We start from the raw sequence: 19,980 nt of genomic DNA on the forward strand, positions 1-19,980 counted from the left end.
GGCGGCCCGCCCGGCGGCCCGCGTGCGCCTGGTGCGGGGTTGATCGCTCCGTGCGTCGCAAGAAGGCCGCACCGAGCGAACAACCTCGCACGGGTCGGCGGACGCCGCACCGTGTGCAGCGTGCTGCGGGACGGTCGGGAGGCGCGGTGCGAGCTGGCACCGCGCCTCCCGTCCGTCTCGTGGGCGCACCGGCGCGGCGGGGTCGCTGCCTGGCTGGTGCGGGGTTGATCGCTCCGTGCGTCGCACGAACGCCGCACCGAGCGAACAACCTCGCACGGGTTGGCGGACGCCGCACGGTCCGGGGCGTGCGGGCGGGTGTGCTCAGGGGCGAATGGGCCGGCCGTACGCCGGGTTCTGTCCCGTCGCTCTCGCGGCGGTGACGGCCATCTCTCTCGGACCGACGTTGCCGTCGGCCTCCAGCGGTCTACCCGAGGACTCGGCGAGCAGCCTCAGCGTCCTCTGTCTGACCTTGCTCCGGGCGAGGTTTACCGAGCGGATCCGGTCACCCGGACCCCTGGTGGTCTCTTACACCACCGTTTCACCCTTACCGACGTTGCCGCCGGCGGTCTGTTCTCTGTGGCACTGTCTCGCGGATTGCTCCGGGTGGGTGTTACCCACCGCCCTGCTCTGTGGAGCCCGGACGTTCCTCGGCGCTCCCGGGGGAGCGACGCGACCGTCTCACCGACCCATTCGCACTCGGGAGTCTACCGGCGTTCCCGAGGCCGGGGTGCGGACCCGGTGCTGGTGGCTGCCCCCGGTCCCGTTGCCGGCGCCGACACGCCGACCCGTCGCTGCCGAGAGCGCACGAACCGTCGCCCGGCCGCTCCGACGCGCCCGTCCGTCGCCGCCGAGAGTGCACGAACTGTCGCACGGCCGCGGTGACCGCGCCGAATTGCGCGACCTCCGTGGTCGACGGGCGGCGTGTTGTGCGACCTCGGCGAACGGGTCCGGGCGTGGCGGAGGGTCGGGCCGCCGGGGACCAGAGGCCGGCACGCCCCGGCACACGCCAGTCGCGCCCGCTCGACACGCCCAGACCACGCCGCCGAGAGCGCACCAACCGTCGGGCGGGCGATCCGACGCGCCCGCCCGTCGCCGCCGAGAGTGCACGAACCGTCGCCCGGCCGCTCCGACACGCCCGCCCGTCGCCGCCGAGAGCGCACGAACTGTCGCCGAGACGCTCCGACTGCGACGAATTGTGCGACCTCGGCGGACGGCGGACGGCGTGTTGTGCGACCTCGGCGAGCGGGCCCGGGCGTGTCGCCGCCCCCGCACGCCCGGCTGCCGCACGCCCGCTGCCGTCAGCGCACCACGGACCTCAGCTCGTGGCGCTCCGCGCCGCCAGCGTCGCCGCCCCGATGATGCCCGCGTTGTTGCGCAGCGTCGCCGGGATGATCTGCGCCTGCAGGTCGAGCAGCGGCAGGAACTCCTCGTACTGCTTCGACACGCCGCCGCCGACGACGAAGAGCTCCGGGGACAGCAGCGCCTCGAGCGTCGAGTAGTACGTCTGCAGCCGCTTCGCCCAGTGCTTCCAGGACAGGTCGTCACGTTCCTTCGCCGCGTACGACGCCCGGGACTCGGCGTCGTGCCCGTCGATCTCCAGGTGCCCGAGCTCGGAGTTCACGATGAGCACCCCGTCGTTGATCAGCGCGGAGCCGATCCCGGTGCCGAGCGTGGTGACGATGACCAGGCCGTCCTTGCCCTTCGCCGCACCGAACTGCTGCTCGGCGAACCCGGCTGCGTCGGCGTCGTTGACGAAGTGGATCTGGCGGCCGAGTTCCTTCTCGAAGAGCGCCTCGGCCTCGAAGCCGATCCACTTCTTCGAGACGTTCGCCGCGGACATGGTCTTGCCGTCGCGGACGATCGCGGGGAAGCAGACACCGACGGCGACGTCGGCCGCGGGGGAGAGGTCGTCGAGGATCGACTTGGCGACGGCCACGATGTCCTGCGGCTTGCCGCCGTCCGGGGTGGCCTTCTTGATGCGGTCGGTCGTCAGTTCGCCGGTCTCGGTGTTGACGATCGCGCCCTTGATGCCCGTACCGCCGATGTCGACGCCGACTGCGAGGGAGGTCATGAGAAGCGGTGCCTTTCGGTTGCTGGTGCCGGCGCTGGTGCCGGTCCGGTGCCGATCCCGACACCGTGTTCGGCGCCGGGGGTGTTGCCGTGGGAGGTCAGGAGACGGTGAGGACTTCGGCACCGCGTTCGGTGACGACGAGGGTGTGTTCGAACTGTGCGGTCCACGTCTTGTCGCGCGTGGTGACCGTCCAGTCGTCGGACCAGATGTCCGCGTCGATGCCGCCGAGGGTGAGCATCGGTTCGATCGTGAACACCATGCCCGGCTCGATCACGGTGTCGTACTGCGGCGCGTCGTAGTGCGGGATGATCAGCCCGGAGTGGAACGCCCGGCCGACGCCGTGACCGGTGTAGTCGCGGACGACCCCGTAGCCGAAGCGTTTCGCGTAGGACTCGATCGCACGGCCGATCACGTTCACCTGACGACCGGGAGCGACCGCCTTGATCCCGCGACGGAGCGCTTCTTCCGTCCGGGTCACGAGGTCCGACACCTCCGGCGCACCCTGTCCCACGATGAACGTCCGGTTGGTGTCCCCGTGCATCCCGTCCTTGTAGGCGGTGATGTCGATGTTCACGAGGTCGCCCTCCTGCAGCACGGTGTCGTCGGGGATCCCGTGGCAGATGACCTCGTTGAGCGACGAGCACAACGACTTCGGGTAGCCCTGGTACCCGAGCGTCGACGGGTACGCACCGTGCGACACGACGAACTCGTGGCCGATGCGGTCGAGCTCGTCGGTGGTGACGCCCGGCGCGATGGCGGCCCCGACGGCGTCGATCGCCTGCGAGGCGATGCGACCTGCCACCCGGACGCGTTCGACCTCGTCCGAGGTGTAGGTGTCGCCGAGGCCGAGTTCGTGGGGCTCGACGTGTCCGACGTACTCGGGACGTTCGATGTCCTTCGGGACGGACCGCTGCGGGGAGATCCGGCCGGCGGTGAGGTGTCCGTGTTCGTCCCGGGGCATGCGCTCCACTCTAGCGACGACACGCGGGTACGTTGGGCGGCATGAGCGACGAACGCATCGAGTCCCAGTGGTGGTTCAACGAGAAGACCCACGCGGTCGAGCAGGGACCGCAGTCCCCCCAGCGTGACCGGATCGGCCCGTTCGCGACCCGGGAGGACGCGGCCAACGCGTTGGACCGCATCCGCGAGAACAACGAGCGCGCGGACGCCGAGGACCGCTGACGGTCGCGACGCGACCACGATCGGACGGGAGGCGCGGTGCCAGCTGGCACTGCGCCTCCCGTCCGAAGATCGTCGCGTGAGCAGTCTCAGTCCGCCGCCGCGTCGCGCGCGTCGCGCCCCGGTTCCTCCGGTTCGGTGCGGAACCCGATGAGCTTGTGCGTGCCGTCGCAGTACGGCTTCAGCGTGGACTTGCCGCACCGGCAGAGCGCCACGGTCCGCCGTCGGCGGGGCAGCTCCTGCCCGTCCGGACCCACCACCTTCACGTTCCCGCGCAGCAGGAACGGCCCGTCCGGGTAGGCGACGAGGACCGGCTCGTCGTCGTCCCGATCCGTCATGCCGCGGCCTCGGCGAGCGGTCGGCGGAGCGAACTCCCGCCGGCCTCCCAGGCGGCGAGGACGTGCGCGCCGACCATCCCCTCGACCACCATGCACGCGGCCGCCCCGAACAGGACGTCGTCGAGCATCGTGGGGTCCGCCTCGACGAGACCACCCGCGAGGTCCCGTCCGGCGATCTGTTCGTGCACCGCGTCGGCCTCGACGTGCTCGTCGAAGTACCACGTCGCGTCGGCGTCGAAGCCGTTCCGCCGGAACCCGTCGCCGTACAGCCGGCTCGGGACCGACGAGGTCATCTCGAACGCGGCGAGGTGGCCGACGACCGCACCGCGGAGGCGCCGGTGCAGCCCGAAGAGGCTCATCGTGTTGAGCGCGGCCAGGTTCACGGCGGGCACCAGGTCGACGTAGGTGCCGTACGCGTCGTCGAGTCCCGCGGCACGCATGGTGCGCGCGAAGATCGCCGAGTGGATGCGCTTCGGTCGGCCGCCGCCGTACTCGTCCGACTGGATCTCCACGAGGGCCGACTTCGCCCGGCCGCTCAGGCGCGGGATCGCCCAGCTGTGCGGGTCGGCCTCCTTGAGCGTGTACACGGACTTCTGCACGAGGAACTCGCGGATGTGCGACCGGTCGGCCTTTCGCGCCACCCACCGGGACAGGCTCGGACCGCTGTCCTCGCCGGTCAGGGCGAACAGTGCGGCGGACACGGCCTCGGCGGTCGGTGCGGGTCGCTCGGGCCGGGGAACCGCCGCGCGGACGGCCGCCTCGTGCGCGACCTCGAGCACGGCGCGGGCCGCGAGCAGGTCCGGGTTCCACTCCAGGTCGTCGTCGACCCCGGCGATCCCGCCGTAGTGCAGCTCGTAGAGCACGAACAAGGCGAGCTGGACGTCGTCGTCGGTCAGGACGTCGGCGGCCGCCTCGACCGCGACCGTCGCGAGCCGCCGGAGTTCACCGGTGGGCGTCCCCGCGGTCAGGGCCGTGGTGACCGCGGCGCTGAGGGGTCCACGGGCCTCCGGCATCGTCATCGGGGTCTGGGTGAGGATCTCGGCGTCGTCGAGGACGGCCATGGGCGCTCCGTTCGCAGGGTGAAGGGTCCGCACCGCACGGTGGTGGATCCTCTCCAGAGCATCGTCACGGCGGCTGGGGACGTTCTCGGGAACCGCGCTCCCGTCGGGTCGGACCCCTTCCGCCACCGTGTCGATGCCGCATGGCGTCGCGCGCCGACGGGCCGGACCACTAGCCTGGGACGACGGCCGCTGGGCCCCGCCGATACACGGAAAGGTCGTGCATGGACAAGCAGACGGACTTCGTGCTCCGCACCATCGAGGAGCGGGGCATCAAGTTCATCCGACTCTGGTTCACGGACGTCATCGGGACGCTGAAGTCGGTGGCGATCGCCCCGGCCGAGGTCGAGGGCGCGTTCGCCGAGGGCATCGGCTTCGACGGCTCCGCGATCGAGGGCCTGACCCGCTCGTACGAGGCCGACGTGCTCGCGCACCCGGACCCCTCCACGTTCCAGATCCTGCCGTGGCGGGGCGAGATCGACCCCACTGCGCGGATGTTCTGCGACATCACGACGCCCGACGGGCAGCCCGCCGTCGCCGACCCGCGCAACGTGCTGAAGCGCACGCTGGCCCGGGCGAGCGAGCGCGGCTTCACGTTCTACACGCACCCCGAGATCGAGTTCTACCTCCTCAAGAGCCGTGAGTGGAAGGACGGCGGCCCGCAGCCCGTCGACCGGGCCGGCTACTTCGACAACGTCCCCGGCGGCAGCGCGCACGACTTCCGTCGTCGGTCCGTCCGGATGCTCGAGGACCTCGGCATCTCGGTCGAGTTCAGCCACCACGAGGCCGGTCCGGGTCAGAACGAGATCGACCTCCGGTACGCCGACGCGTTGACGATGGCGGACAACATCATGACGTTCCGCACCGTCGTGAAGGAGGTCGCGATCGAGCAGGGCGTCTACGCGACGTTCATGCCGAAGCCGATCTCCGGTGAGCCCGGGTCCGGCATGCACACGCACGTCTCGCTGTTCGAGGGCGACCAGAACGCCTTCTACGAGCCGGGTGGCGAGTACCAGCTCTCCGAGACCGCGAAGCACTTCATCGCCGGGGTCCTCAAGCACGCGCCGGAGATCACCGCAGTCACGAACCAGTTCGTGAACTCCTACAAGCGTCTCTGGGGTGGTGACGAGGCCCCGTCGTTCGTCACGTGGGGGCACAACAACCGCTCGGCGCTCGTCCGGGTGCCGCTGTACAAGCCGAACAAGGGCCAGTCGTCCCGCATCGAGTACCGCGGCATCGACTCCGCCGCGAACCCGTACCTGGCGTACTCGCTGCTCCTCGCCGCGGGGCTCAAGGGCATCGAGGAAGGCTACGAGCTCCCGCCCGAGGCCGAGGACAACGTCTGGAGCCTCACGGACTCGGAGCGCCGAGCCCTCGGGTACAGCCAGCTCCCCGCGAGCCTCGACCACGCCCTGAGCCTCATGGAGGACTCGGAGCTCGTGGCCGAGACCCTGGGCGAGCAGGTCTTCAACTTCGTGCTGCTGAACAAGCGTCAGGAGTGGAAGCGGTACCGCGACCAGGTGACGCCGTTCGAGCTCGACACGAACCTCGGCGCGCTCTGACCGGTCCGCCCTCCTGACCTCGCCGGAAGCACGCACCAGATGACCAGCAGGACGCCGACGTCACGTTCCGAGCTGGCTCGGCTGGGCTTCGCGGAGCTCTCCGAGAGCCTGGAGCGTGCGGCGGACCTGGAAGCCCGGCACATCCCGGGCTTCCCGTTGCCGGTCGGCGGCCTCGCCGAGTTGTGGGGTGCGACCGCGGACCCCGACGGTTCCCTCCGCGCGCTCGAGCGGCTCCTCGACCGCGCGCCGGACGCCCTGCGACCGGTCCTGGCGGACACGGTCGCCCGGGAGCGCCTGGTGCGGCTGCTCGGCGCGTCGGTCGGGCTGGGCGAGTTCCTGCACCGCCGTCCGGAGGAACTCGACCTCCTGCTCGAACCCGTCACCGAGCCGTGGTCGCAGGATCGCTACACCGAGTCGCTCCTCGCGGCAGTGGACGAAGCGACCGGTGAGCCCGCCCGGCTCCGCCTGCGTGTCCGCTACCGCCGGCACCTGGCCCAGATCGCGCTGTTCGACGTCCTGCACGCGTCACCGACCGAGGCGTTCCCGGCGGTGGCCGCGGGGCTCGCGGACCTGGCAGGGGCTGCGCTCGAGGCTGCGGTGTCGATCGCCCGGCGCGAGGTGCCGTTCCCGGCCGCCGACGTCCAGGCGACCCCGCTCGCGGTCATCGCGATGGGCAAGGCCGGCGCCCGCGAGCTCAACTACGTGAGCGACGTCGACGTCATCTTCGTGACCGAGCCCACCTTCGACGAGGCAGCGGGCACGGGCATCGGCACGGACCGCGCCGTCACGATCGCCACCCGCCTGGCCATCGCCGCGACGCACGCGATCACCGACCTCGCCGCCGAACCGGCGCTGTGGGAGGTCGACGCGAACCTCCGACCAGAGGGCAAGGACGGCGCGCTCGTCCGCACGTTGGACTCCCACGTCGCCTACTACGAGCGGTGGGCTCGCGAGTGGGAGTTCCAGGCGCTGCTCAAGGCCCGGCCCATCGCCGGGTCCGTCGACCTGGGGGAGCGGTACGCCGCCGCCGTCGCACCGTTCGTGTGGAACTCGGCGAAGCGTCCGGGGTTCGTCGAGTCGGTGCAGCGGATGCGGGAGCGCGTGACGGCGCACATCCCCGACGGTGAGGTCGACCGCCAGCTGAAGCTCGGTCCGGGGGGCCTCCGCGACGTCGAGTTCACGGTCCAGCTGCTGCAGCTCGTGCACGGCCGCGACGACCCCTCCGTCCGTGTCCGCTCGACGCTCGAGGCGATGGACGCCCTGACCGCCGCCGGGTACGTCGGACGTCCCGAGGCGGCACGCTTCGGTCCGGACTACGCGTTCCTGCGGGTCCTGGAGCACCGGATCCAGCTGCGTCGGCTCCAGCGCACCCACCTGATGCCCTCGGACGAAGAGGAGCTCCGGGTCCTGGCACGCTCGAGCGGCCTCGCGACCTCGGCCCCGGCGCTCGAGACCCGGTGGCGCGGCGTGAAGCTCGAGGTCCGTGGCCTGCACGAGCGCCTGTTCTACCGCCCCCTGCTGTCCGCGGTGGCGGCGTCCGACGGTGAGATCGCGCTGACCACCGGGCAGGCCGCCGACCGACTCGGCGCGATCGGCTTCGTGGATCCCGACGGAGCACTGCGACACATCCGGGCGCTCACGCAGGGCACGAGCCGTCGTGCCGCGATCCAGCGGAACCTGCTGCCGGTCCTGCTGCGGTGGATGGCCGAGGGGCCGGCCGCCGACCGGGCCCTGCTGGCCTTCCGTCGGCTCAGCGACACCCTGGGGGAGTCGAGCTGGTTCCTCCGCATGCTCCGGGACTCGTCCGGCGCCGCGCACTCGCTGACGACGGTCCTGTCCGAGTCGGCGTTCCTGTCCGGGCTGCTCGAACGTTTCCCCGAGGCGGTCGCGTGGCTCGACGAGCCCGAAGCCCTGCTGCGTCCGCGACCGATCGAGTCGCTGCTGGCGGAGATGACGGCGACGACCGCGCGGCACGGCAACGACGTCGACGGGTCCGCGGCGCTCGTGCGGTCCGCGCGCCGTCGGGAGACGCTCCGGCTCGGCATGGCCGCCGTGCTCGGGCACCTCGACGTCAACGCCCTCGGCCCCGCGCTCACGGACATCACCGAGAGCACCCTCGCCGGTGCTCTCGCGCTGGCCCGACGGGACGCGCCGGAGGGACTCGAGTTCGGCGTGATCGCGATGGGCCGGTACGGCGGTCGGGAGCTCGGGTTCGGGTCCGACGCCGACGTCCTGTACGTCTACCGGGCGACGGACCTGGCGCCGGAGGTCGCGTCCCGCGCTGCACAGACCATCGTGCGGGAGCTCGGACGACTCACCGAGGACACGATCCACCCGTTCGAACTCGACGTCGACCTGCGACCGGAGGGGAAGAACGGGCCGCTGGTCCGGACGCTCGACTCGTACGGCGCCTACTACGCCCGCTGGTCGCTGACGTGGGAAGCGCAGGCGCTGCTCCGGGCCCGCGGCGCGGTGGGGGACGAACAGTTGCTCCGGGACTTCGAGCACCTGGCCGATCGCACCCGGTACCCGGAGCGCATCGCCGACCTGCAGATCCGCGAGGTCCGCCGCATCAAGGCGCGGGTCGAGTCCGAGCGTCTCCCGCGCGGCGCCGATCCCGCGCGGCACCTCAAGCTCGGGCGGGGCTCGCTCAGCGACGTCGAGTGGTTCGTGCAGCTGCTGCAGCTGCAGTACGCCCTGACCGTGCCCGGACTCCGGACCACCTCGACCCTCGACGCCCTGCAGGCGGCCGCCGACGCGGGGCTCGTGCAGCCGGAGGACGCCGAGCGACTCGGTGCCGCCTGGCGCTTCGCGTCGCGCGCGCGGAGCGCCCTCGTCCTGTGGTCCGGTAAGACGACGGACGTCCTGCCCGTCGACCGGGCCCAGCTCGAGGGCATGGCACGCCTCATGGAGTACCCGCCGGGCTCGGCCTCGCGGCTCGAAGAGGACTACCTCGGCGTCACCCGTCGTGCACGTCAGGTGTTCGAGCGCGAGTTCTACGGCGACTGACACCGACTCCGACACGCCCGGGGCGACCCTTTTCACACGAAGGTGACATCCCGTCGAAGGTGGATTTCCAGCGTCGGAACCGCGTCCCCCATGCGGACCGATCTGTACCCCGAGCTGCGCGGCACCGCTCTCGGTCCGGGCAGCCCGAACGGTGCCCCGATCGCTGGGATGACGGCCGTCCAGCCGGCTGTGCGGTCGAGAAGCGATGTGCTCCGGACCTGGGCTTTCCCTGGAAAGCAACCCGCGCCTCCAGGATGGGTGACTACGGTGCGCGCCCGCCACCGCGCCTCCCGTCGGTCCGCCGGAGTGCTGTCAGCACTCGTGGGGACAGCGGTCGTGGGGTGCGAGGGGGACCAGCTTGTCCCCCGTAACACGATGGAAACGCCCCCGCTCGGGGGCCGCGTTGCGCGACAGCCGTCGTATCTGCATCAATGGCACCACCCGAACCGACCACTGGTTCCTCGATGAAGCGGAATCCCCCCTCGAACGTTGAAACAGGGATCGATGTTCACCTTCATTCTGCAGATCCGGCAGATGGTCGAAGGGCACCCAGAGTTCTACCTCTTCGCCGTGTACTCCGCGGTGATCTGGCTCCTCTGGCTGCTCAAGGTCGTCTTGTCCGCCCGCTACCGCCCGTTCACCGGCACCTTCGTCGGCACCACCAGCGTCGTCGTCCCCGTCGTGGACGAACCGCTCGACCTGTTCCGCGACGTGATCGGCCGCATGGTCGAGCAGCGTCCGGGCGAGATCATCGTCGTCATCAACGGTGCCCGCAACGAGGCACTCGAAGGGGTCTGCGACGAGTTCGCCCCGCTCGTCCGGTGGACGCACACGCCCATCCCGGGCAAGCGGAACGCCGTGAAGGTCGGTACCGAGATGTCGAACGGCGACATCACCGTGCTCGTCGACTCCGACACCGTCTGGACGCCCGGCGCCCTCGAGGAGCTGCTCCGTCCGTTCGCCGACGAGTCCGTCGGCGGCGTCACGACCCGGCAGCGCATCCTCGAGCCGGAGCGCAGCTGGATCACCCGGTGGGCCGACTGGCTCGAGAACTCCCGCGCGCTGTACTCGATGCCCGCGCAGAGCGTCCTCGGCCAGATCGGGTGCCTCCCGGGCCGGACCATCGCGTTCCGTCGCACGATCCTGATGCGGGTCATGGACAAGTTCATGCACGAGAAGTTCCTGAACGTGTTCCTCGAGGTCTCCGACGACCGGACGCTCACGAACCTCACGCTCAAGGAGGGGTACCGGACCGTCTACCAGTACACGTCGCTGGTCTACACGGACGCCCCGCTCCAGGTGAAGAAGCTGTTCAAGCAGCAGCTCCGGTGGGCGCGCGGCTCGCAGTACAACACCCTGCGGATGCTGCCCTGGATGATCGGGCACGCTCCGGTCCTGGCGCTGTTCTTCGTCACCGACATCCTGCTGCCCTTCATGCTCTTCGGCGTGATCGCGGGCTGGGTCTACCGTGCGTTCACCGGGCAGGGCGAGAACCTGTACCAGGGGATCCTGCAGCAGTACGGGTTCTCCACCGGGTTCGTCTACGTGGCCGCGCTCATGGTGATCTCGTCGGTGCTGAGCATGGCGATCCGGCAGATGCGCCACCTGTCCGAGAAGCCGAGCGACTTCTTCCGGCTGCCGATGTTCATCATCGTGTCGACGTTCTTCCTCATGCCGATCCGGCTCATCGGGTTCTTCCGCCTGGCGCACGCCTCGGGCTGGGGGACCCGGGCCGGTGCCTACGCGGGTGGCCCGATGGAGGAGGACCCGAGCCCGGCGCAGCCGAGCGTGACCGGGCTCCTCACCCCGGTGAGCCCCATCGACGCAGCCGACCGTGCCCGCGCGGCGGGGACGGTCGACCTGGTGCAGGACGCGTCGCGGTTCGGCGCACCGTCCGCCGACGCACCGCTGTACGGCGCGCGCTCTGCGGACGACCAGGTCGCCGCCGACCGCGCGTTCGACGAACTGTTCGGCGCCGATGCGACGAGCACCTCGACGACCACGGTCCTGACCACCCGGCGGGAGGCGGCCGCAGCCGCCGCGCCGACGCCGGCTCCCGCCCGTCCGACCGCCCGCCGGTACAACCCGTACGCCGCGATCCCGTACTGCATCGGCATCGCGATCTTCGTCCTGGAGGCCTTCCTCATTGTCTGACCTCATCCGTTCCTCAGGCGCTTGGTGGGCGCAGTCCAGCAAGCACGCCCGACGCACCGCCGTCGGCACGACCGCCATCGTCCTCGTCCTCGGACTCATCACCTGGACGGTCTGGATCTCCCCGTCCGGACCGCTCTCCGCCGCTGTGCACCAGGCACTCGGGGTGCCCGCACCCAGGGCGAAGCAGGTCTCCGCCGCCGAGCTGCAGACGAAGCTCACCGCGGCGCAGGAGAAGATCTGGTCGCTCGAGGGCAAGCTCGACTCGACGTCGGCGCAGGCCGGGTCGCGGAGCGGTCAGATCGCCCAGCTCAAGGCGCAGATCGCGTCGCTGCAGTCCCAGCTCGGTGCTGCGAAGGGCCGGACTGGAGGCACGTCCTCCGCCGCCGGGTCGGGTTCCGGTCACGGCGGGTCCGGTTCCGGCTCCACCGGTTCCGGTGGGTCCGGAGGGTCCGGTTCGGGTTCCGGCTCGTCCGGCGGCCACGGCGTGACGAACCCGAACGGTGGCCCGTCCAACGATCCCGGGCCCGCCCCGATCACCACGCCGACCAAGGCCGAGGTGCTCGCGCAACAGTCCCGGTGGTACGGCCTGTACACGGCGCAGTCGCCGTTCAACTGGTCCGAGTACGACCAGGTCTCGCAGGAGGTCGGGAAGGCGACGAACATGGTCGGCTTCTTCCAGGGCTTCGACCAGGACTTCAACGCCACCGCGGTGCAGCGCTCCTGGGCGAACGGCCGCCTGCCGCTGATGACGTGGGAGACCGTGCCGGCAGCGACCGGCAACGACCAGCCGTACGTCCCCGGGTACACGAACGCCGACGTCGTCTCGGGCAAGTTCGACGCGTACCTGGCCCGGTACGCCCAGGCCGTCGCGACGAACGGCATGCCGCTCGTCATCCGTCTCGACCACGAGATGAACGGCTCTTGGTACAACTGGTCCGAGGGGGCCAAGCACCAGAACGCGGCCGGCAGCTACCAGGCGATGTGGAAGCACGTCTGGCAGGTGTTCCAGGACAACGGCGCGAACCAGTACGCCATCTGGGACTGGTCGCCGTCGCGCATCGACAAGCTCGGCAACCCGAAGTACCAGACGCTCGACTACATGGCGGAGTACTACCCCGGCGCGCAGTACGTCGACTGGGTCGGGATGAGCGGCTACTACCGTGACCCCACCGAGCAGCCGACCTTCGCGAACACCTACGGTGCCACGCTCGCGCAGATCCGGCAGATCGCGCCGGGCAAGAAGATCGTCCTCAACGAGATCGGCGCGACCGAGACCGGCGGCTCCGTGTCGAACAGCCAGAAGTCCCAGTGGATCACGTCGCTGTTCGACGCCCTCGCGAACCCCGCGAACGACGACGTCATCGGCTTCGCGTACTTCAGCGAGGTCGCTACGACGATCACCGACGGCGTCCGCACCACCAACGACTGGCGCCTCAACTCCCGCGCAGACAGCCTCCAGACGTTCGTCGACGGCATGCAGCGCACCGACACCGACTTCGACCTGCAGGAGGTCACGAAATGACCGCTCGGAAGCACACCCCTGACACGACCCCCGACACGACGACGGACTCCCGTCCGGCTCCCGTCGTCAGCGTGATCGGCACCGGCTACCTCGGTGCGACCCACGCGGCAGCAATGGCCGAGATGGGCTTCGACACCATCGGTGTCGACGTCGACCCGGCGAAGCTCGCCGCCCTCACCGCCGGTGCGGTCCCGTTCTTCGAGCCCGGCCTGCCGGAACTCATCACGAAGCACGTCGCCAGCGGCAAGCTGCGCTTCACGGCGGACATCGCCGAGGCCGTCGCCGCAGCCGACGTCCACTTCGTCTGCGTCGGCACCCCGCAGCGGTCCGGATCGCACGCGGCCAACCTCACGTACGTGGAGAGCGCGGTCCGCGGCGTCGCTGAGAACCTCACGCACCCCGGCCTCATCGTCGGCAAGTCCACGGTGCCCGTCGGGACCGCTGCCCGGTTGCGCGAACTCGTCCGCGAGTTCGCCCCGGCCGGCATCGGTGCGGAGCTCGTCTGGAACCCCGAGTTCCTCCGCGAGGGCAAGGCCGTCGACGACACGCTCCACCCGGACCGCCTCGTCTGGGGCGGTGCCTCGGTCGCCGCGGACGCCGTGATGCGCGAGGTCTACGCTGCGCCGATCGCCGAGGGGACGCCGGTCATCACCACCGACCTGGCCACCGCGGAACTCGTGAAGGTGAGCGCGAACGCGTTCCTGGCGACGAAGATCTCGTTCATCAACGCGATCTCCGAGATGTGCGCCATCACCGGTGCCGACGTCTCCACCCTGGCGGACGCCCTGGGGCACGACGCCCGGATCGGCCGGAAGTTCCTGAACGCCGGGCTCGGGTTCGGCGGCGGCTGCCTGCCGAAGGACATCCGTGCCCTCATGTACCGCGCGAACGAGATCGGTGCGAACCGGGTCGTGGGCCTCATGCAGCAGGTCGACGAGATCAACATGGGCCAGCGCGAACGCGTCATCGACATGGCGATCGACGCCGTCGGGGGATCGGTGCTGAACCGTCGCGTCGCCGTGATCGGTGCGGCGTTCAAGCCGCTCACCGACGACGTGCGGGACTCGCCGGCGCTCAACGTGGCCGCGGCCCTGCACCTCCGCGGCGCACAGGTGACGCTCTGGGACCCGGAGGCGATGGAGACCGCCCGCCGCTCGTTCCCGACCCTGACATACGCGTCCTCCATGGAGGCCGCGGTCGAGGGTGCGGACGTCGTGCTCGTGCTGACGGAGTGGGACGACATCATCGGCGCCGACCCCGCAGCGCTCGGCGAGCTCGTCGGACGCCGCGTCGTCGTCGACGCCCGCAACTGCCTGCCGGTCCAGGACTGGGTGCAGGCGGGCTGGGAGGTCCGATCGCTCGGACGACCGTCGCCCGTCGCCGGTGCGCCCGTGAGCGTCGCCGCCGGCTCGCACGACGCGCTCGTCACGGCGCGCTAGGTCCGCGCCGCGAGTCGGGGTCCGGGCCGGTGGCTCGGGCCCCGTTCGCGCGCCATGCTCCCTCGCGCGTACCCGGGCGTTCCCGCGCGTACCTGGCTGTTCCGCGCGTTCCCCGACGTTCCGCGCGTACCGGGTGCGTCCGCGCGTACCGGGTGCGTCCGCGCGTACCGGGTGCGTCCGCGCGTACCGGGTGCGTCCGCGCGTACCCGGTGGTTCCGCGCGTACCGGGTGGTTCCCCGCGTACCGGGTGGTTCCCCGCGTACCGAATCGTTCCGCCGGTACCAGGTCCGCCGGTCCGACTGGCAACGCGCGGTTCGGCATTGCATCTCGCCCGCTTTGGGAAGGAACGCCCGGCCGTGCCGCCTGGAGGACCGGTGTCCGTCCGCCGGACGGGCGCCGGTCATCCAGGCAGTCGCGACCCCACCCCCCCCGCGGACGGCCGCGGGCTCGGACGCGGAAGGGCCCCGCACCGGTGACCGGTGCGGGGCCCTTCGCAGTGCTCAGGTGTCAGACGCCGAAGTACAGCTCGTACTCGAACGGGTGCGGACGCTGCGCGAGCGGGAGGATCTCGTTCTCACGCTTGTAGTCGATCCACGTCTGGATGAGGTCCTCGGTGAAGACGTTGCCCTTCGTGAGGAACTCGTGGTCCGCCTCGAGCGCGTCGAGCGCCTCGTCGAGGGAGCCGGGCACCTGCGGGATGCCCTTCGCCTCCTCCGGGGGGAGCTCGTAGAGGTCCTTGTCGACCGGCTCGTGCGGCTCGATGCGGTTCTGGATACCGTCGAGGCCCGCCATCAGCTGCGCGGCGAACGCGAGGTACGGGTTACCGGAGGCGTCGGGCGCGCGGAACTCGATGCGCTTGGCCTTCGGGTTCGTCCCCGTGATCGGGATGCGGATCGCAGCCGAACGGTTGCCCGCCGAGTACACCAGGTTGACCGGGGCCTCGAAGCCCTTGACGAGCCGGTGGTACGAGTTGATCGACGGGTTCGTGAACGCGAGCAGCGCCGAGGCGTGCTTCAGGATGCCGCCGATGTACCAGCGTGCGAGGTCTGACAGACCGCCGTAGCCGTTCTCGTCGTAGAACAGCGGCTTGCCGTCGTTCCACAGCGACTGGTGCGTGTGCATGCCCGAGCCGTTGTCGCCGAAGAGCGGTTTCGGCATGAACGTGGCGACCTTGCCCCACTGGTCAGCGGTGTTCTTGACGATGTACTTGAACTTCAGGATGTCGTCCGCGGCGTGGACCATCGTGTCGAAGCGGTAGTTGATCTCCTGCTGGCCGCCGGTGCCCACCTCGTGGTGCGAGCGCTCGAGCACGAAGCCGGCCTCGATCAGCTTGAGCGTGATGTCGTCGCGCAGGTCCGCCGTCTTGTCGACCGGCGACACGGGGAAGTACCCGCCCTTGTACGGCGTCTTGTTGGCGAGGTTGCCGCCCTCTTCCTCACGACCCGTGTTCCACGCGCCCTCTTCCGAGTCGACCGAGTAGAACGACTGGTTCTGCGTGACGGAGTAGCGGACGTCGTCGAAGATGTAGAACTCGGCCTCGGGGGCGAAGAACGCGGTGTCCGCGATGCCCGTCGACGCGAGGTACTTCTCGGCCTTCTTCGCGACCTGGCGCGGGTCGCGGCCGTAGATCTCGCCGTTCCGCGGGTTGTAGATGTCGAAGATCATGATCAGCGTGCGCTCGGCGCGGAACTGGTCGATGTACGCCGTCGTCACGTCGGGGATGAGCTGCATGTCGGACTCGTGGATCGACGCAAAGCCGCGGATCGAGGAGCCGTCGAAGAGCTGTCCGACCGAGAAGAAGTCCTCGTCGACCGTCGATGCCGGGATGTTGAAGTGCTGCTGGACGCCGGGCAGGTCCGTGAACCGGATGTCGAGGAACTTGACGTCCGTGTCCTTGATGAAGGCAAGCACCTCTGAGGAATCGCTGAACATGTGGGCCGATCTCCAATGGGTTGGGTGATGTCGGAGGAACCACGCGGGCACCTCCGACGAGGCTATTGACCCGGGGTTTCCCGGACGTGACTGCTTTGTTTCGGGCGTGTTACACACCGGCCGTCGCTTACGCTGGGGACATGGCCCGCAGCTCGTCCCCGTCCTCCGCGTCCGCCGCTCACCCGGACGGTTGGCCCGGCAAGGACTTCGGGCTCCCGGAGGACGGCCCCCGCAGCATCGGCCGGATCGGCCGTCGGATCGTCGCGTTGCTGATCGACGGGGCCCTCGCTGACCTCATCGCGTTCGTCACCGGGGTGTGGTCACCCGTGCACGGGACGGGTGACATCACGCACTCGTGGATCCAGATCGCGATCTTCGCGGTGCTGCAGGTCCTCTTCATCTGCGTGCTCTCCGGGTCCTTCGGGCACCTCTGCGTCGGACTCCGCGTCGTGCCCATGCGTGGCGGCTACGTGGGGGTGTGGCGTCCGGTGGTCCGGACCGTGCTGCTGTGCTTGGTCGTCCCGGCGCTCATCATCGACCGTGACAGCCGGGGTGCGCACGACCGCATCGCGGGCACGGTCCTCGTCCGCCGGTAGGGCCTTCGCGCGGCGAGGACTCCTGCACCTGGTGCAGCGATGGTGGCTCCGTGCGGCGTCGTTCCGCCGCACCAGCCGATCAACCCGGCACCGCGCCGCCATCGCACTGCCCCGTCGCACCGCCGCCGTCGCACTGCCGCCGCCAACCAATCGCCGGAGGACCGCGTCGCTGCAACGCAGCACGCCCCCGACCGAAGCGGTCGGGGGCGTGCTGCGTTGCAGACGGAACGGCTCAGCGCGGACGGCCGGCGCGCGCCCGCATCGGGTCCATGCCCTTGGGGATCGCGGACGCCGGGCTCTGCGTCAGGGAGTCGAGACGGTTCGCGACCGCCAGGACCTCGTTCCGGTTGAGGGCCTTCTTGTACTTGTTCATCGCCCGGGGGAGCTTGTGCAGCGTCACGGCGTCGTCTCCGTCGCCGTCCTTCCCGGAAGCGACGTGGACGATGTGCACTGGCACGTTCGGAACGATGCGCTGCACCTTGCGTCGCTCTTCCTCGACCTGGCGGGTGAGGTTGCCCCGCTGCCCCTCGGTGATGAGCACGACGCCGGGCGTGCCGACCGCGCGGTAGACGGCGGCCTGCGAGCGTCCGTGGACAGCGACCGGCATCTCGCTCGAGCGCCACTGGCGGCGGAGCGAGTTCGACAGCACGGCGCCGACGGCACCGGGCTGCCCTTCGATCTGGGAGTACGCGGCACGCTCGGCCAGCCGCCCGAGGACGATCAGGAACAGCAGCACGCCGAGCAGCACGCCCGCCACGATCCACAGGACGACGGCGAGCCAGTTCTGGCCCGGCAGGAGCAGCGCGAGCAGCACCCCGAGGACGACGGGACCCACGAACGCGAGGGCGAACCACCACACGGACGACGGGTCTGCCCGTCGGGTCATCTGGAAGACCTGGGCCATCTGCTTGAGACGACCCGGCTCCTTCGCTGCCGTACCTTCAGAACTGCTGCGTGCCATGCAGACAGGATACGGCCTGTGCGCGGTGGCGTGGACCGGGGATGCGGCGGCTGTGGGCGAACGGCGACTGTCCACAGACCGGTGCAACAGACGGGAGGCGCGCCCCGCCTCCGACACGCTGGTCGCCATGGACGCACCCGACGAAGGCACCACGTGGCGGGCGCTCGACGAGGTCGCGGCGCTCTCGTGGGTGGCGGACCGCGCTGTCGCCGCCTGGCGGCACCTGGTCCCCGTCGACGCCGTCGGACGCGACGCGGACGGCTCGCTCGTCGTGGTGCTGTCCCGACCGACCGGCGTCCCGATCGATGTCGCCCTGGACCGTCTCGGCACACCGACCACGGGTGTGGCCGTCACGCTCACGGTGCCGCTCGTCGAACTCCTCGTCGCCGGACGCTCGGGTGCAGTCCTGCTCGGTTCGGCGGGGCTGCAGGACGTCCTGGTCGACGATGCCGGTGCGGCGGTCCTGTGCGACCGTCCGCCCGCATCGGTGCGCGTGGTCCCGGCACACGGCGGACCACCGGATGACATGCCGCCCGGCACCCAGCGCGGCCGCTCGAACGCCGGCAGCTCGGACGCCGGCCGCTCGAACCCGGGCAGCTCAGCGGAGCGCCCCGCGGACCACACCCTCACGACGGCCTGTCGCTTGGTGTGGGAACGTGTCGACGCGTACGAGGCGTGCCGTCGCGGGGTCGATGCCGCACTGGCCGCGGCGATGGACGCCGACCTGCAGGCCGCCCGGCAGCTGCTCGACGTCATCCGTGCCGTGGCGCCGCCCCGACCCGTCCGGTGGGATCCGCCGCCGGCTGACTTCGCGTTCGTGGAACCGGGTCAGCGGTCGTCGCCGACAGACGCAGTCGACCGGCTCCGTGACGTCATCGAGCACGGCATCCCGATCGGCTCGGAGCGCCGGATCCCGCTCCGGCACGCGGTGGTCGGGGTCGTCATCGCGGCCGGACTCGCGGCTGCGGGGTGGTTCACACTCGCATGAAGACGAGACGCTCGCACGAGGGGGAGACGCTCGCGCGAGGGGGACACGGGAACGGCCCCGATCCCACCAGGGGACCGGGGCCGTTCGAGCCGAGGGACGGATCAGTACCCGAGGTTCGGGCCGAAGTTGCCCTCCTCGAGCCGGTTCTTCACCGCGACCAGGTACCGCGAGGCGTCCGCACCATCGATGATGCGGTGGTCGTACGACAGCGCCAGGTACACGAACGAACGGATCGCGATCGCTTCCTGTCCGTCCACCTTCACGACGGCCGGACGCTTCGTCACGATGCCCGTGCCGAGGATCGCCGACTGCGGCAGGAACACCACGGGGGTGTCGAACAGCGCGCCGCGCGACCCGGTGTTCGTGAGCGTGAACGTCCCACCCGCGAGCTCGTCCGGCTTGAGCTGATTGTTGCGGGTGCGCTCGGCCAGGTCCGCGATCGACTGCGAGAACTGCGCCAGGTTCAGCGACGCCGCGTCCTTGATCACCGGGGTGAGCAGGCCGCGCTCGGTGTCGACCGCGATCGACACGTTCTCGGACTCCGGGTACACGATCTCGTCGCCGTCCACCGTCGAGTTGATCTTCGGGTGGGCCTTCAGCGCCTCGGACGCCGCGAGGGCGAAGAAGGGCATGAAGGACAGCTTCGAGCCGGTCTTCTCGAGGAACTCGGCCTTGTGCGCGTCACGGAACTGCGCGACCTTCGTCACGTCGACCTCGACGACGCTCGTGAGCTGCGCGGTCGAGGTCATCGACTGCACGGCGCGTTCGGCGACGACCTTGCGGAGGCGCGTCATCTTCTCGCGCGTCCCGCGGAGCGGCGAGACCTCGGCGACGAAGGGACCCGACGACGCAGGAGCGGCGGACTGCCCACCGGCTGCGGGAGCCTGTGCAGCAGCGGCCGCTGCGGCGAGGACGTCCTCCTTGCGGATGCGTCCGCCGACACCGGAACCCGTGACCGTCGACAGGTCGACGCCCTGCTCGTTCGCGAGCTTGCGGACGAGCGGCGTGACGTAGCCAGAGGCCGCGCCGTCCTGGCTCGGGTTGGGTACGGCGGCGGTGGCTGCAGCAGCAGTCGGAGCCGCGGGAGCGGCGGCCGCAGGGGCCGGGACCGGAGCGGGCGGAGCAGCGGCGGGCGGCGGGACCGGAGCGGCCTGCGGCACCGGCGGGGCGG

General features: G+C 70.5%; 15 protein-coding genes and 1 other RNA gene. 8 read left to right on the forward strand and 8 right to left on the reverse strand.

Annotated elements, in window-relative coordinates:
• Window positions 1–328: 328 nt before the first annotated feature.
• The 3 genes from rnpB to map form a co-directional block, all read right to left on the reverse strand.
• An RNA gene (rnpB, locus tag J7E22_RS16390) (RNase P RNA component class A) lies at window positions 329–689 on the reverse strand.
• 626 nt (window positions 690–1,315) lie between these two features.
• Window positions 1,316–2,071, reverse strand: a complete 756-nt coding sequence (gene ppgK, locus J7E22_RS16395; RefSeq protein WP_214982912.1) for a polyphosphate--glucose phosphotransferase — start codon at window positions 2,069–2,071, stop codon at window positions 1,316–1,318.
• Between the two features lie 97 nt (window positions 2,072–2,168).
• Window positions 2,169–3,032, reverse strand: coding sequence for a type I methionyl aminopeptidase (gene map / locus J7E22_RS16400; protein ID WP_214982913.1), 864 nt, complete (start codon window positions 3,030–3,032; stop codon window positions 2,169–2,171).
• Window positions 3,033–3,073: 41 nt separating this feature from the next.
• Here map and J7E22_RS16405 point away from each other — a divergent pair, with 41 nt between their 5' ends.
• Complete coding sequence (locus tag J7E22_RS16405; protein WP_214982914.1) at window positions 3,074–3,253, forward strand: SPOR domain-containing protein; 180 nt, start codon at window positions 3,074–3,076, stop codon at window positions 3,251–3,253.
• A gap of 86 nt (window positions 3,254–3,339) precedes the next feature.
• Here J7E22_RS16405 and J7E22_RS16410 read toward each other — a convergent pair whose 3' ends face one another.
• On the reverse strand, window positions 3,340–3,588 hold the full coding sequence (locus J7E22_RS16410; protein WP_214982915.1) for a CDGSH iron-sulfur domain-containing protein: 249 nt from the start codon (window positions 3,586–3,588) through the stop codon (window positions 3,340–3,342).
• Window positions 3,585–4,649 carry an iron-containing redox enzyme family protein gene (locus tag J7E22_RS16415; RefSeq protein ID WP_251009297.1) on the reverse strand — a complete coding sequence of 355 codons (1,065 nt, stop codon included), beginning with the start codon at window positions 4,647–4,649 and terminating at the stop codon, window positions 3,585–3,587. Before J7E22_RS16415 ends, J7E22_RS16410 begins: the two co-directional genes overlap by 4 nt.
• Window positions 4,650–4,870: 221 nt before the next feature.
• On the opposite strand from J7E22_RS16415, the gene glnA (J7E22_RS16420) reads away from it, so the two are divergent.
• The 5 genes from glnA (J7E22_RS16420) to J7E22_RS16440 all read left to right on the forward strand — a co-directional run bounded on the left by glnA (J7E22_RS16420) (window position 4,871) and on the right by J7E22_RS16440 (window position 14,332).
• Window positions 4,871–6,208 (forward strand): type I glutamate--ammonia ligase, encoded by a 1,338-nt coding sequence (gene glnA / locus J7E22_RS16420; RefSeq protein WP_214982916.1) that lies wholly within the window; start codon window positions 4,871–4,873, stop codon window positions 6,206–6,208.
• Between the two features lie 39 nt (window positions 6,209–6,247).
• Window positions 6,248–9,217, forward strand: coding sequence for a bifunctional [glutamine synthetase] adenylyltransferase/[glutamine synthetase]-adenylyl-L-tyrosine phosphorylase (locus J7E22_RS16425; protein WP_214982917.1), 2,970 nt, complete (start codon window positions 6,248–6,250; stop codon window positions 9,215–9,217).
• Window positions 9,218–9,721: 504 nt separating this feature from the next.
• The gene (locus J7E22_RS16430) at window positions 9,722–11,371 is read left to right on the forward strand and encodes a glycosyltransferase (protein WP_214982918.1); all 1,650 of its coding nucleotides are present in this window, start codon (window positions 9,722–9,724) and stop codon (window positions 11,369–11,371) included.
• Window positions 11,364–12,893: a glycoside hydrolase family 26 protein gene (locus J7E22_RS16435; protein WP_214982919.1), complete on the forward strand. Its 1,530-nt coding sequence runs from the start codon at window positions 11,364–11,366 to the stop codon at window positions 12,891–12,893. Before J7E22_RS16430 ends, J7E22_RS16435 begins: the two co-directional genes overlap by 8 nt.
• Window positions 12,890–14,332: a UDP-glucose/GDP-mannose dehydrogenase family protein gene (locus tag J7E22_RS16440; RefSeq protein ID WP_214982920.1), complete on the forward strand. Its 1,443-nt coding sequence runs from the start codon at window positions 12,890–12,892 to the stop codon at window positions 14,330–14,332. Before J7E22_RS16435 ends, J7E22_RS16440 begins: the two co-directional genes overlap by 4 nt.
• A gap of 507 nt (window positions 14,333–14,839) precedes the next feature.
• Here J7E22_RS16440 and glnA (J7E22_RS16445) read toward each other — a convergent pair.
• Window positions 14,840–16,264 (reverse strand): type I glutamate--ammonia ligase, encoded by a 1,425-nt coding sequence (glnA, locus tag J7E22_RS16445; RefSeq protein WP_214982921.1) that lies wholly within the window; start codon window positions 16,262–16,264, stop codon window positions 14,840–14,842.
• A gap of 140 nt (window positions 16,265–16,404) precedes the next feature.
• Here glnA (J7E22_RS16445) and J7E22_RS16450 point away from each other — a divergent pair, with 140 nt between their 5' ends.
• Window positions 16,405–16,860: an RDD family protein gene (locus tag J7E22_RS16450; RefSeq protein ID WP_214982922.1), complete on the forward strand. Its 456-nt coding sequence runs from the start codon at window positions 16,405–16,407 to the stop codon at window positions 16,858–16,860.
• A gap of 232 nt (window positions 16,861–17,092) precedes the next feature.
• Here J7E22_RS16450 and J7E22_RS16455 read toward each other — a convergent pair whose 3' ends face one another.
• The gene (locus tag J7E22_RS16455) at window positions 17,093–17,821 is read right to left on the reverse strand and encodes a DUF4191 domain-containing protein (RefSeq protein ID WP_214982923.1); all 729 of its coding nucleotides are present in this window, start codon (window positions 17,819–17,821) and stop codon (window positions 17,093–17,095) included.
• A gap of 127 nt (window positions 17,822–17,948) precedes the next feature.
• Between J7E22_RS16455 and J7E22_RS16460 the strand changes: the two genes are divergently transcribed.
• Entirely contained in the window at window positions 17,949–18,809 is an 861-nt protein-coding gene (locus J7E22_RS16460) for a hypothetical protein (protein WP_214982924.1), read from the forward strand.
• A gap of 101 nt (window positions 18,810–18,910) precedes the next feature.
• Here the strand turns inward: J7E22_RS16460 and sucB are convergent.
• Window positions 18,911–19,980: 2-oxoglutarate dehydrogenase, E2 component, dihydrolipoamide succinyltransferase (gene sucB / locus J7E22_RS16465; protein WP_214982925.1), on the reverse strand; the 1,070-nt coding region annotated here is incomplete at its 5' end.

The sequence above is a fragment of the Curtobacterium sp. ISL-83 genome, assembly GCF_018613895.1.
Taxonomy (GTDB): domain Bacteria; phylum Actinomycetota; class Actinomycetes; order Actinomycetales; family Microbacteriaceae; genus Curtobacterium.